At 68.5% G+C, this 12,140-nt stretch carries 12 protein-coding genes; 7 read left to right on the top strand and 5 right to left on the bottom strand.

The window, feature by feature from the left end; genetic code table 11:
* Nucleotides 1-149: 149 nt before the first annotated feature.
* The 3 genes from ACW17Z_RS14985 to ACW17Z_RS14975 all read left to right on the top strand — a co-directional run bounded on the left by ACW17Z_RS14985 (nt 150) and on the right by ACW17Z_RS14975 (nt 1,710).
* On the top strand, nt 150-794 hold the full coding sequence (locus tag ACW17Z_RS14985) for a TetR/AcrR family transcriptional regulator (protein ID WP_492056579.1): 645 nt from the start codon (nt 150-152) through the stop codon (nt 792-794).
* 78 nt (nt 795-872) lie between these two features.
* Nucleotides 873-1,355 carry an SRPBCC family protein gene (locus ACW17Z_RS14980; RefSeq protein WP_492056578.1) on the top strand — a complete coding sequence of 161 codons (483 nt, stop codon included), beginning with the start codon at nt 873-875 and terminating at the stop codon, nt 1,353-1,355.
* A 55-nt stretch (nt 1,356-1,410) separates the two neighbouring features.
* A complete protein-coding gene (locus ACW17Z_RS14975) occupies nt 1,411-1,710 on the top strand; it encodes a hypothetical protein (RefSeq protein ID WP_419318446.1) in 300 nt (99 codons plus the stop codon).
* 16 nt (nt 1,711-1,726) lie between these two features.
* Here ACW17Z_RS14975 and ACW17Z_RS14970 read toward each other — a convergent pair whose 3' ends face one another.
* Nucleotides 1,727-2,479 carry an extensin-like domain-containing protein gene (locus ACW17Z_RS14970; protein WP_419318448.1) on the bottom strand — a complete coding sequence of 251 codons (753 nt, stop codon included), beginning with the start codon at nt 2,477-2,479 and terminating at the stop codon, nt 1,727-1,729.
* A 142-nt stretch (nt 2,480-2,621) separates the two neighbouring features.
* On the opposite strand from ACW17Z_RS14970, the gene ACW17Z_RS14965 reads away from it, so the two are divergent.
* Nucleotides 2,622-3,998: an MFS transporter gene (locus ACW17Z_RS14965; protein ID WP_492056577.1), complete on the top strand. Its 1,377-nt coding sequence runs from the start codon at nt 2,622-2,624 to the stop codon at nt 3,996-3,998.
* Between the two features lie 11 nt (nt 3,999-4,009).
* On the opposite strand, the gene ACW17Z_RS14960 is transcribed toward ACW17Z_RS14965, so the two are convergent.
* Nucleotides 4,010-5,998: a methylmalonyl-CoA mutase family protein gene (locus tag ACW17Z_RS14960; protein WP_492056576.1), complete on the bottom strand. Its 1,989-nt coding sequence runs from the start codon at nt 5,996-5,998 to the stop codon at nt 4,010-4,012.
* A gap of 132 nt (nt 5,999-6,130) precedes the next feature.
* A complete protein-coding gene (locus ACW17Z_RS14955) occupies nt 6,131-6,487 on the bottom strand; it encodes a MerR family transcriptional regulator (protein ID WP_492056575.1) in 357 nt (118 codons plus the stop codon).
* An 86-nt stretch (nt 6,488-6,573) separates the two neighbouring features.
* On the opposite strand from ACW17Z_RS14955, the gene ACW17Z_RS14950 reads away from it, so the two are divergent.
* Nucleotides 6,574-7,863, top strand: coding sequence for an NADH:flavin oxidoreductase/NADH oxidase family protein (locus ACW17Z_RS14950; RefSeq protein WP_492056574.1), 1,290 nt, complete (start codon nt 6,574-6,576; stop codon nt 7,861-7,863).
* 22 nt (nt 7,864-7,885) lie between these two features.
* Here ACW17Z_RS14950 and ACW17Z_RS14945 read toward each other — a convergent pair whose 3' ends face one another.
* Complete coding sequence (locus ACW17Z_RS14945) at nt 7,886-8,128, bottom strand: HP1242/YdcH family protein (RefSeq protein WP_419318458.1); 243 nt, start codon at nt 8,126-8,128, stop codon at nt 7,886-7,888.
* Nucleotides 8,129-8,251: 123 nt separating this feature from the next.
* Complete coding sequence (locus ACW17Z_RS14940; RefSeq protein ID WP_492056573.1) at nt 8,252-8,980, bottom strand: enoyl-CoA hydratase/isomerase family protein; 729 nt, start codon at nt 8,978-8,980, stop codon at nt 8,252-8,254.
* 268 nt (nt 8,981-9,248) lie between these two features.
* On the opposite strand from ACW17Z_RS14940, the gene ccrA reads away from it, so the two are divergent.
* Complete coding sequence (gene ccrA / locus ACW17Z_RS14935; RefSeq protein ID WP_492056572.1) at nt 9,249-10,523, top strand: crotonyl-CoA carboxylase/reductase; 1,275 nt, start codon at nt 9,249-9,251, stop codon at nt 10,521-10,523.
* 90 nt (nt 10,524-10,613) lie between these two features.
* A complete protein-coding gene (locus ACW17Z_RS14930; RefSeq protein WP_492056571.1) occupies nt 10,614-12,089 on the top strand; it encodes a M20 family peptidase in 1,476 nt (491 codons plus the stop codon).
* The last annotated feature ends 51 nt before the right edge of the window (nt 12,090-12,140 follow it).

The raw sequence follows: 12,140 nt of genomic DNA, 5'->3' as shown, positions 1-12,140 counted from the left end.
GTCATTGCGCCGACCTTCGTTGACCAATTTTATGGTCACCTAGATATTTTAATGCAAGTTAGACTTTCACGGCGGACGCTTGCGATCAGCCGTTATCCGTTCAATAGACTCCCAAACGCCAAAATAAGGCGCAAAGCGGGGCGGGCATAGTGAAGGGTCAAGACCCTCTCGAGGCGACGGGAACCTATGGTTCCAGGACGTTATCCCACAGCCGCAAGTCGGCCAAGAAGCGCGACGCGATCCTTCGGGCCGCCAGCGAGACCATCAATATCAAGAGCTTTGCCCTGGCCACGATGTCCGAGATCGCCGCAAGGCTCGATCTGCGGGATGCAGCGCTCTACTATTACTTCCCCAACAAGCAGGCCTTGGCCTTCGCCTGCCATCTTCAGTCCCTGGAGCGGCTGGAAGCCATTCTGGTGGCCACCCTGCGTACCCAGGGCGCGGGGGCGGAAAAGCTCGAAGGTTTCCTGCGTGACCTGCTGCATGACGCTGCGGAAAACGGGCCCCTGCTCTATTTCGGCGATCTGTCCTATCTGACCGAAGCCCAGCGCGCCGAGGTGTCGGACTGGGGCCAGAGACTGACCAATGACCTGGAGCGGCTGGTCGAGGACGGCATTGCCGACGGCTCGATCGTCGCCTGCGAACCCAAACTGGTCGTGCAGTTGTTGCTGGGCATGCTGATCTGGCTGGTCAAATGGGTTCCCACCGTCCAGGGCGCGACCCCAGACCGGCTGATGGCCGCGATGGGCGTGGTCAGCCTCAAGGGGCTGGAGCCGCGCCGCTCCGCAAAATAATCTCCCCGCCGTTGTCGGGATCTGTGGAACCCCGCGCGTCCTCGAGGCGAAACTTCCGCCCATCCGATGGAGCCGATCATGCCTCTCGACACCACCAGCATCGATCCGGAGCGCGACCTGGTCCTGACCCGGATCATCGACGTCCCCGCCGACAAGCTGTTCAGGTGCTGGACCACGCCAGACCTGCTGACCAAGTGGTTCTGCCCGCCGCCCTGGTACGTCTCCAAGGCGGTCATCGACGTGCGCACCGGCGGAAACAGCCTGATCACCATGAACGGCCCCAACGGCGAGGTCATCGACAATCCGGGCGTCTATCTGGAGGTGATCGAGAACCGCAAGATCGTGTTTACCGACGCCTTCACGCAAACCTGGAAGCCGTCGGCCAAGCCCTTCATGACGGGGATCATCACCTTCGAGGACCTGGGCGGCGGCCAGACCCGCTACACCGCCATCGCCCGCCACTGGACGGTCGAGGACCGACAGACCCACGAGCAGATGGGCTTCACCGAGGGCTGGGGCATAGCCGCCGACCAGATGGCGGCCCTGGCGGCGACGCTTTAGGGGGAACCGGCGCGCACCCCCGCCGTTGCCGTAGCTGCAGCTGTGAGGAGTCGAGATGCCAAGGACCGTCGATGCGGACACAGCCCTTGAAGAGGTGCTGGCCTTTCTCGCAAATCCGCCGCCGCCGGGTTCGCCCCAGGATGACCTCTTTGGCGAGCGCCTGCGCCAGGTGATCTCCGCCTCGATCCCGGTCCGTCCTGGCGACAGCGAAGACGACAGTCCGATCCTAGCCCTGAGCGAAGACCTGCGCCGGCGGCTGGACGCCGCCGCCCGAAAGCGCGGCGGATCTCATCCGTTCGGCGAGCATCCCGACGGCATCGGCCCGACCCTGGGCATGGATCTGAGCCGGTCCTGACGATCCGCGCGGCCGATCAGGCGCACTTGCTCCAGCCGTTCATGTCGAGGTGGAAGTGGTCGCGGTGCTCGGCGTTGTAGTCGGGGCTCAGCGTGGTCAGGAACACCCGGCAGGCGCCGTCGCGCACCCGGCGCAGGAACTGGCCCTTGGGGCCGGGATCGGTCCAGTCGCTGGCCACCGTGATCCGGCTGCCGTCGGCCAGTCGAAAGCCGGCAAGGTCGATGGCGCCGGCCAGGGCGTGCTCGCTGACCGGCCCGCTGGCCTTGCCGTACATGCGCCGGCAGGAATAGGCGCCGTAGTGCTCCAGCCCCGTGACGCCCTGGCCCAGAAGCTCATAGGCGGCGGGCTGCACGACCTGGCGCTCCCAGATCGACAGGGCCAGGGCCTCCTTGCAGACCATCGGCGCGTCGGCCGGGATCAGCGGCGCCATGCCGGACTCGATACGCAGGGCGTCGCGCACCACGCAGAAATCGCCCTCGGTCCTGTCAGGCAGATCCAGATAGGTCAGACCGGCCTTGGCCAGGATGGCCCGGCAAAGCTCGGGGTCGCGGCCGCTGCGGGCGGCCTTGATGCGGGTGGCCATGCCCACCGGGTCGACGACGCTGAGCGTCTTCCACGGCGCATGCTGGGTGGGAAGGGTGCGCTGCGCCAGCAGGGCCATGATCGCCACCAGCGACCACAGCAGCACAAGGCCGGTCAGCCGCGCCAGGCGCGTCTGATGTCTGGCGTGGCGCTCGATGCGCGGATGGCGCGGTACGCGATAGGCCATGGGCGGGGGAGCGCCTTGTAAAGGTTAACGCCGCACCAAGCACGAGCCAGGCCCGCCTTTCAACCGGCAAACCGGCTCATCGACCCGGTCCGGCCGGCCCGGACTTGGCGAGGCGGCTGGAAAAGGGCATCACCGCCTGCCCATGTCCTCAACGCCCGACCGCCCCGCCCTGTTCGACCGCGCGCTGCTGCCGCGTTTTGCCTTGCTGTGCCTGGGCATCTGGCTGAACGCGGCCGACACCCTGGTGACGGCGACCATCATGCCCAGCGTCGCGCGCGAGATCGGCGGCTACCAGTATTTCGGCTGGTCGGTGGCGGCCTTCCTGATGGGCTCGATCGTCGCCGGGGCCTGCAGCGGCAAGCTGTCGATCGCGCTTGGCCTGCGGCGGGCCACCATGCTGGCCGGGGTCGCCTATGCGGTCGGCTGCGCGATGAGCGCGCTGGCGCCGGAATTCGTCACCTTCGTGGTGGGCCGGCTGGTGCAGGGCCTGGGGGCCGGCGCGGTCGTGGCCCTATGCTATGTGGCCATCACCGCCCTCTTCCCCGAAAGCCTGTGGCCACGCGTCTATGGCGCCGTGGCCGGCGTGTGGGGCGGCGCCACCCTGCTGGGTCCGCTGGTCGGCGGGCTGTTCGCCCAGGCCGGCTTCTGGCGCGGCGCGTTCTGGATGTTCGTCGCCCAGGCCGTGATCTTCGTGGTCGCCGTGGCGATCATGCTGCCCTCGGAAAAGCGCGGCGAGGGGCGCAACCGCGTTCCGGCCCTGCAACTGACCCTGCTGATCGTCGGGGTCAGCCTGATCGGCCTGGCCGGGGTCGTCGCCTCGCCCGCAGCCGCCATCGCCTGCGCCTTGCTGGGCCTGGTCGGGATGGCGGCGATGCTGGCGGCCAATCGCGGGACGCGCGATCGCCTGCTGCCCCGCTCGGTCGCCGACCTGACCACCGCCACCGGCCTTGGCCTGCTGATCATGTTCGCCTGCGAGGCCGCCGCCATCGGCTTCACCGTCTATGGCCCCGCCTTCATCCAGGCCCGCCACGCCGCCTCGCCCCTGATGGCCGGCTATGTCACCGGCGCCATCGCGGCGGGCTGGACGGTCTGCGCCCTGCTGGTCGGCGGTCTGCCCCCGGCCCGCGAGGGCCTGGCGATCCGCACCGGCGTCGGGACCCTGCTGATCGGCGTGGTCTGGAGCGCCTGGGCCGTGACGCGCGGCGGCCTGGTCGAGACCGGCCTCGCCTTCCTGGTGATCGGCTGCGGCTTTGGCCTGTGCTGGGCCTTCCTCACCCGGCGGGTGATCGCTGCGTCGCCGGCCGACGAGCAGGCCCTGGCCTCCTCCGCCGTGCCCACCGTGCAGCTGATCGGCGGCGCGGCCGGCTCGGCGGCGGCCGGGGCCATGGCCAACCTGCTGGGCTTCGGCCACGGCGTCGAGCCGGCCGCGGCCTATGCCGTCGGGCCGTGGCTGTTCGGAGCCTTCGCCCCGCTGGCCCTGGTGGCCTTCGCGGCGGCCTGGCGGCTGGGCCGGCGTTAGGGCCTGGCGCCTCACACCTCGACCAGCGCCGCGCCTTCCACCAGCTTGACGATGTCGCCCATGATGTCGGTGATCTTGAAGTCCTTGGGCGTATAGATCCGCGCCACGCCCATCTGTTTGAGGATCAGGGCGTCGGCGTCGGGGATGATGCCGCCGACCACGACAGGGATATCGCCTAGCCCCTGCGCGCGCATCAGGCGGACGACTTCCTGCACCAGGTCCAAGTGCGAGCCCGACAGGATCGACAGGCCCACCACATGGGCGCGGCTTTCCTTGGCGCGGCGGACGATCTCGTCGGGGGTCGAGCGGATGCCGTCATAGACGACCTCCATGCCGACCGCGCGGGCCCGCGTGGCGATCTGTTCGGCCCCGTTGGAGTGACCGTCCAGGCCCGGCTTGCCGACGAGGTAGGTGAGCGTGCGGCCCAGCACCTGCGAGACCCGCTCGACCTCGCGCTTGACGGACTCGACGTCCTCGGCGTCACCGGTCGAGACCACGATCGCCACGCCGGTCGGGCCACGATATTCGCCGAACACCTCGCGCAGGGCGCCGGACCACTCACCGGTGGTGACCCCGGCCTTGGCCGCCACGATCGAGGGTTCCATGATGTTGCGGCCATCCTGGGCCGCGGCCTTCAAGTCGGCCAGGGCCGCCTGCACCGCGCCGTCATCGCGCGCTGCGCGCCAGGCCTTGATGCGCTCGACGACGCCGGCCTCGAGACGCGGATCGACGGTCTCGATCGAGCTTTCGCCGGCCGACAGCGGTGAAGCCTCGGTGTCGGTCCAGCGGTTGACGCCGACCACGGTCATGTCGCCGGTCTCGACCGAGCGGACGCGTTTGGCGTTCGAGGCGACCAGCTCGGTCTTCATGTAGTCGATGGCGCTCGCGGCCCCGCCCATGCCGTCGATCAGGGCCAGTTGCTCCAGCGCGCCCTTGCTCAGTTCGGCCACCTTGGCCTCGACCACGTGCGAGCCGTCGAACAGGTCCTCATATTCCAGCAGGTCGGTCTCATAGGCCAAGACCTGCTGCAGCCGCAGGGACCACTGCTGGTCGAACGGACGCGGCAGGCCCAGGGCCTCGTTCCAGGCCGGCAGCTGCAGGGCGCGGCAGCGGGCGTCCTTGCTCAGCGTCACCGCCAGGGCCTCGATCAGGATGCGATAGACGTTGTTCTCGGGCTGCTGCTCGGTCAGGCCCAGGCTGTTGACCTGCACCCCATAGCGGAAGCGGCGGGCCTTCTTGTCCTGCACGCCATAGCGTTCCAGCAGGATCTGGTCCCACAGGTGGGTGAACGACCGCATCTTGCACAGCTCGGTGACGAACCGCACGCCGGCGTTGACGAAGAAGCTGATCCGCGAGGCGACAATCTCGAAGTCCTGCTCGGGCACCTGACCGCCGGCCTTGACGGTGTCGAGCACCGAGATCGCGGTGGCCAGGGCGAAGGCCAGCTCCTGCTCCGGCGTCGCGCCGGCTTCCTGCAGATGGTAGCTGCAGACGTTCATCGGGTTCCACTTGGGAACTTCCAGATAGCACCAGGCGATCATGTCGCCGATCAACCGCAGGCTCGGGCCCGGCGGGAAGATGTAGGTGCCGCGCGACAGATATTCCTTGATCAGATCGTTCTGCGTCGTGCCCTGCAGCAGCTTGCGATCCGCCCCCTGCTCATCGGCCAGGGCCACATACATCGCCAATAGCCAGGCGGCCGGGGCGTTGATGGTCATCGAGGTGTTGGACTGCTCCAGCGGGATCTGGTCGAACAGCTGGCGCATGTCGCCCAGATGGCTGATCGGCACGCCCACCTTGCCCACTTCGCCGCGCGAGAGGATGTGGTCGGGGTCGTAACCGGTCTGGGTGGGCAGGTCGAAGGCCACCGACAGGCCGGTCTGCCCCTTGGACAGGTTGGCGCGGTACAGGCTGTTGGACTTTTCGGCCGTCGAATGGCCGGCATAGGTGCGGAAGATCCACGGCGCATCGGGCGCATGCTGATACGGCTTGGCGGACATGGCGGGCTCCCGGCGCTTATCGTTCTTGTTATCGTCGATCATGATCCGGGATTTTTTGCGGCGCAACATTCATTTCGCGGATGCGAAATCGCTCGTCGGCGCCCATCCCGGACTTCCAGACCCGCGGGGCGCTCAGGCCGCCGCCTTCTCCTCGTCCGGCTCCAGCGTCGCGATCAAGGCCACAAGCTCGGCCCGCCGGGCCTGGGCGGCGGCGATGTGGGCGTCGACCTCGGCCAGCTTGTTGCGCAGTTTCTGGGGAAGCGCGTCGCAGACCTTGCCCTCCAGGGTCGCGTGGCCGGCGATCTCCTTGAGCGAAAAGCCCAGCCTCTGGGCCTGCTCGATGAAGCCCAGGGTGGCGATCAGGCTCTCGGGATAGTCGCGATAGCCGTTCGCGCCGCGCGGCGCGGGCGGCAGGATGCCCTGCTCCTCATAGAACCGGATGCGCGAGGCCGACACCCCGGCGCGCTTGGCGATCTCGCCGATCTTCATTCCACAGGCCTCCGAAAGGGCGCTTGACCTTCAACCTAGCTTGAAGGTGTAGAAGGTGTGCCCCACCAAGCCAAGGTCAAGACGTCATGCTCACCGCCGCCTTCGAGCCCCTGTTCGCGCCCCTGGCGTTGCCGAACGGCGCCGTGCTGCCCAACCGCATCGCCAAGGCGGCGATGGAGGAGAATCTCGCCGCCGAGGGCCAGGTTCCCGGAAAGGCGCTGTGGACCCTGTACCGGCGCTGGGCCCAGGGCGGGGTCGGCCTGCAGATCACCGGCAATGTGATGGTCGATCCCTCGGCCATGACCGGTCCGGGCGGCGTGGTGCTGGACGCCCGCGCGCCGCTGGCCCCGTTCGAGACCTGGGCCCGCGAGGCCAAGTCGGGCGGCGGTCAGGTCTGGATGCAGATCAACCATCCCGGCCGCCAGACCTATGCCGATCTTGGCCAGGGGGCGGTGGCCCCGTCGGCGGTGCCGGTCGACATCGGCAAGTTCTCCAACCTGCTGGCCCAGCCCCGCGCCCTGACCGCCGCCGAGATCGCCGCGATCGTCGAGCGCTTCGCCGTGACCGCGCGCCGGGCCGAGGAGGCCGGCTTCGACGGGGTGCAGGTCCACGCCGCCCACGGCTACCTGCTCAGCCAGTTCCTCTCGCCTCTGGTCAACCGCCGCGAAGACGCCTGGGGCGGCTCGCGCGAGAACCGCGCCCGGATGCTGTTCGACGTGATCAAGGCCGTGCGGGCCCGCGTCTCGCCGCGCTTCGCCGTGGCCGTGAAGCTGAACTCGGCCGACTTCCAGAAGGGCGGCTTCGACGCCGATGACGCCCGCTGGGTGGTCGAACAGCTGAACGGCATGGCCGTCGACCTGGTCGAGCTGTCCGGCGGCAGCTATGAGAGCCCGGCCATGCAGGGCTCTCCCTCGGACTCTGGCCAGACCGACGTCGGCCCCAAGACCTCGACCGCCGCGCGCGAGGCCTATTTCATCGATTTCGCCCGCGACATTGTCAGGGTCGCCAGGATGCCGATCATGGTGACCGGCGGGGTGCGCCGCCGCGAGGTCGCCCTGGCGGCCCTGGCGGCCGACGGCGCCTTGCCGGGCGTGCCGGTGGTAGGGATCGCCCGCGCCCTGGCCTTCGCGCCCGACCTGCCCAAGGCCTGGCGCAAGCCCGAAGGCCTGGATGTCACCCTGCCCGAAGTGAGCTGGAAAAGCCGCGAGCTCTCCGGCCTGGCCGTGATGGCCCTGACCAAGGCGCAGATGAACCGCCTGGCGGCAGGCAAGGCCCCGGCGCGCAAGCTCTCGCCGGTCCTGACCCTGGCGGGCCAGCAGTTGAAACAGCGCGCCCAGGGCAAGCGCTATCGCGCCTGGCGGCTCAAGAACCCCTGAACCCCGCCAGGCGCGTGTCCCGTCAGGCCAGCTTGGCCAGGGCCGAGGCGATCTTGTCCTTCAGGTCGAGGCGCTGCTTCTTGAAGTCCTCGAGGACGGCGTCGGCCACCGCTTCGATGTTGGTCTCCATCCGGTGCACGGCGCGATTGACGTCGTGATAGCCCTCAACAAGCTTGGCGAAGTGGGCGTCGCTGGTCTTCAGCGCATGGATGCGGTCGGCGTCCTGGGGAAACTCTTCGTGCAGTTCGTGGGGGGTGTTGCTCATGGCTCAGGACTTCCCGGGAAATTGACGCCCCTCTTGGCGCCGTCCCTATCCTGCGCGGGCATGCGGCGACCGGCTTTGCGGTCGATCAATCCCGGCGATCTTCTGGCCCGGCGATCTTCCGGCTCAGGCCCGGTGAAACACCGCCGGCCGTTTGGCCATGAACGCGGCGACGGCCTCGGCGTGGTCGGCGCTGGCCACCAGCGCGGCCACATCCGCCCTGCCCCCGGCAACCGCCCGCTTGGCGGCCTCGACCGCCAGGGGGGCGCGCGAGGCGATGCGTTCGGCCAGATCCAGGGCGGCCGGCAGCAGCGCGTCCACCGCCTGCACCTGGCTCACCACCCCGTCGGCCAGAGCCCGGGCCGGATCAAAGCTGGCCCCGGTCAGCAGATGCGCCTTGGCCCGCGCCTCGCCGATCAGGCGCGGCAGGCGGACCACCGACGCCATCAGCCCGATATTCACCCCCGAGGCCGCGAAACTGGCCCGGTCGCTGGCGATGCGGATGTCGCAGGACAGGGCCAGTTCCAGCCCGCCGCCCAGGCACCAGCCGTCGATGGCCGCGATGATCGGAACGCGGCAGGCCTCGACCCTGTCCATCAGCACGTTGAAGCCCAGCACCGCCTCCAGCTGGCCCGCGCCGCGCCCGGCCGCCTCGCGCAGATCATCGCCCGCGCAGAAAGCGCCGTTGCGGCCCGTCAGCACCACCGCCCGCACATCGAGGTCGGCGTTGATCGCGTCCAGGGCCTCTTCCAGGGCGAGGCGAAGCGCCATGCCCAGTCCGTTGGCGGGCGGCCCGTCCAGTTCCAGCAGGACGATGGCGGCGTGGGGACGGGAGACATGCAGGGTCGGGCTCATGGCCAAGCCTCGCCGATCGCCGGCCGCTTGAACAGCCTTGCCCGCGACAAGGCGACGCTCATGTTGCGTCGCACAAGATTCCGCTTGCCAGTTTCAAACAGTTGTCTCAGCTTAGACCGCTTCGAGGTCGATTTGTCCGCCTCGGAACCAAAAACGATGGGTTGGCGATCGGTTTTTGCCATTGTGACCACCCGCGCGCAGCCGAGTTGAGCTTTCGGACGTTGTTGCAACGCAACGAACAACGGGGCCGAAGGAAACGGGGAGTGACATGACGACCACGACGCTTGAGAAGTCGCCTGTGAAGGATCTCTACGAGATCGGCGAAATCCCTCCGCCCTTCCACGTGCCCGCCAACATGTACGCCTGGAGCATCCGCAAGGAGCGCCACGGCAAGCCCACCCAGGCCATGCAGGTCGAGGTGGTGCCCACCTGGACCATCGGCGAGGACGAGGTTCTGGTCCTCGTGATGGCCGCCGGCGTCAACTACAACGGCGTCTGGGCCGCCCTGGGCGAACCGATCAGCCCGCTGGACGGCCACAAGCAGCCCTTCCACATCGCCGGATCCGACGCCTCGGGCATCGTCTGGGCCGTGGGCAAGAAGGTCAAGCGCTGGAAGCTGGGCGACGAGGTGGTCATCCACTGCAATCAGGACGACGGCGACGACGAGGAGTGCAACGGCGGCGACCCGATGTTCTCCACCAGCCAGCGCATCTGGGGCTACGAGACCCCGGACGGCAGCTTCTCGCAGTTCTGCCGGGTGCAGTCGCGCCAGCTGATGCCGCGCCCCAAGCACCTGACCTGGGAAGAAAGCGCCTGCTATGTCCTGACCCTGGCGACGGCCTATCGCATGCTGTTTGGCCACAAGCCGCATGAACTGCGGCCCGGCCAGAATGTGCTGGTCTGGGGCGCCTCGGGCGGTCTGGGCGTGTTCGCCGTGCAACTGGCCGCCGTGGCCGGCGGCAACGCCATCGGCGTGGTCAGCTCCGAAGACAAGCGCGAATTCGTGCTGTCGATGGGGGCCAAGGCGGTGCTCAACCGCAATGAATTCAACTGCTGGGGCCAGCTGCCCACCGTCAATGGCCCCGAATTCAACGACTACATGAAGGAAAGCCGCAAGTTCGGTAAGGCGATCTGGCAGATCACCGGCAATCGCGATGTCGACATGGTGTTCGAGCACCCCGGCGAGGCGACCTTCCCGGTCAGCGTCTTTGTGGTCAAGCGTGGCGGCATGGTCGCCATCTGCGCCGGCACCAGCGGCTTCAACCTGACCATGGACGCCCGCTTCCTGTGGATGCGCCAGAAGCGCGTGCAGGGGTCGCACTTCGCCAACCTGATGCAGGCGTCGGCCGCCAACCAGCTGGTCATCGACCGCCGCGTCGACCCGTGCCTGTCGGAAGTGTTCCCCTGGAACGACATCCCCGCCGCCCACGAGAAGATGCTGGCCAACCAGCACCTGCCCGGCAACATGGGCGTGCTGGTCTGCGCCCAGCGTCCGGGCCTGCGGACGTTTGAGGAAGTGCAGGAGCTGAGCGGAGCGATCTAGGCGGCCCGCGCCAGACCCGCCGCAAAGGAAGGTTGGCAAAGCGCCGCGCCCGCCGCACAGTCTCGAACAAATGTTCGGGGGAGATGCGTGATGGGATTTGCGGGCAAGGCCGGCTTGACGGCTGTTGGACTGGTGCTGGCCGTGGCCGGCGTCGTGGCGGTGCGGACCGCGACCTTCAAGGCTCCGGCCTCGGTCGACGTGGCGGAGGCCAGGCTGGCCCCCGGACGCACCGTCGACACCACCAAGGCCGCCGCCAACCTGGCCCAGGCCATCCGCTTCCAGACCATCAGCCACCAGGACAGGGCCGACGACCAGCCCGCCGAGTGGGACAAGCTGCACGCGTGGTTACAGACGAGCTATCCCGCCGCCCACGCCGCCATGCAGCGCGAGGTTCTGGCCGGGCATACGCTGGTCTACACTTGGCCCGGCTCGAACCCGGCCCTGGCCCCCATCGTGCTGATGGCCCACCAGGACGTGGTGCCGGTGACGCCGGGCAGCGAAGGCTCGTGGACCCATCCGCCCTTTGCCGGCGTGGTGACCGACAACGCCGTCTGGGGTCGCGGCGCGATCGATGACAAGGGCTCGCTGATCACCCTGTTCGAGGCGCTGGAGGGTCTGGCGGCCGGCGGCTTCAAGCCCGTGCGCACCGTGATCATCGTCAGCGGCCATGACGAGGAGGTGCGCGGCGTCGGCGCGGTCGCGGCGGCGGCCCTGTTCAAGTCGCGCGGGATCAAGGCCCAGTTCGTGCTCGACGAGGGCATGGTCGTGGTCGAGGACCACCCCGTCACCGGCAAGCCCACCGCCATCATCGGCACGGCCGAGAAGGGCTACGCCACCCTGAAGGTCACGGCCCCGGCCATCGGCGGCCACTCCTCGGCGCCGCCAGCGGAAACGGGTGTCGCGACGCTGTCGCGGGCCGTGCTGGCCATCACCGACAAGCCCTTCCCGATGAAGTTCGCCGGGCCGGGCGCCGACATGCTCAAATCGATCGCCCCGCACGCCTCGCTGCCGGTCAGGGTGTTCGCCGCCAACACCTGGCTGTTCGCGCCCCTGCTGGTGAAGGTCACCGCCAAGACCCCGGCCGGGGCGGCGATGCTGCACACCACCATCGCCCCGACCATGCTGAAGGGCTCGCCCAAGGAGAACGTCCTGCCGCAGGACGCCACCGCCTGGATCAACTACCGCATCGCGCCGGGCGACACCTCGGCCAAGGTCATGGCCCGGGCCAAGGACGCCGTGGGCAAGCTGCCGGTCGAGCTGACCTGGACCAAGACGCCCGACGAGCCCTCGCCGATCTCCTCGACCAGCTCCGACGCCTGGAAGACCCTGGCCAGCCTGGCCGCCGACGAGAGCCAGGCGCCGGTGGTGCCGGGCCTGGTCACCGCCGGCACCGACAGCCGCTATCTCGCCCCCGTGGCCAGCGATGTCTATCGCTTCCAGCCGCTGGTGCTGTCGATCGACGAAACCAAGATGATCCACGGCACCGACGAGCATATCAGCCTGGCCAATGTGGAGCGGATGGTGCGGTTCTATCAGCGCCTGGTCGAGACGGCGGCGGCGCGGTAGGCCCCATCCCCAAAGCGTCGTGAAAAGTCAGCAAACTGGGCTATAAGGCCC

The sequence above is a fragment of the Caulobacter sp. GSs2 genome (assembly GCF_058680895.1).
Note: the sequence above shows the minus strand (reverse complement) of the source record. Positions and strands in the feature narration are given on the sequence as shown.

Bases quoted from the DNA above. Each gene is read 5' to 3' on its own strand.
- ACW17Z_RS14980 (WP_492056578.1), top strand. From the start codon at position 873: ATGCCTCTCGACACCACCAGCATCGATCCGGAGCGCGACCTGGTCCTG.
- ACW17Z_RS14975 (WP_419318446.1), top strand. From the start codon at position 1,411: ATGCCAAGGACCGTCGATGCGGACACAGCCCTTGAAGAGGTGCTGGCC.
- ACW17Z_RS14970 (WP_419318448.1), bottom strand. From the start codon at position 2,479: ATGGCCTATCGCGTACCGCGCCATCCGCGCATCGAGCGCCACGCCAGA.
- ACW17Z_RS14965 (WP_492056577.1), top strand. From the start codon at position 2,622: ATGTCCTCAACGCCCGACCGCCCCGCCCTGTTCGACCGCGCGCTGCTG.
- ACW17Z_RS14960 (WP_492056576.1), bottom strand. From the start codon at position 5,998: ATGTCCGCCAAGCCGTATCAGCATGCGCCCGATGCGCCGTGGATCTTC.
- ACW17Z_RS14955 (WP_492056575.1), bottom strand. From the start codon at position 6,487: ATGAAGATCGGCGAGATCGCCAAGCGCGCCGGGGTGTCGGCCTCGCGC.
- ACW17Z_RS14950 (WP_492056574.1), top strand. From the start codon at position 6,574: ATGCTCACCGCCGCCTTCGAGCCCCTGTTCGCGCCCCTGGCGTTGCCG.
- ACW17Z_RS14945 (WP_419318458.1), bottom strand. From the start codon at position 8,128: ATGAGCAACACCCCCCACGAACTGCACGAAGAGTTTCCCCAGGACGCC.
- ACW17Z_RS14940 (WP_492056573.1), bottom strand. From the start codon at position 8,980: ATGAGCCCGACCCTGCATGTCTCCCGTCCCCACGCCGCCATCGTCCTG.
- ccrA (WP_492056572.1), top strand. From the start codon at position 9,249: ATGACGACCACGACGCTTGAGAAGTCGCCTGTGAAGGATCTCTACGAG.
- ACW17Z_RS14930 (WP_492056571.1), top strand. From the start codon at position 10,614: ATGGGATTTGCGGGCAAGGCCGGCTTGACGGCTGTTGGACTGGTGCTG.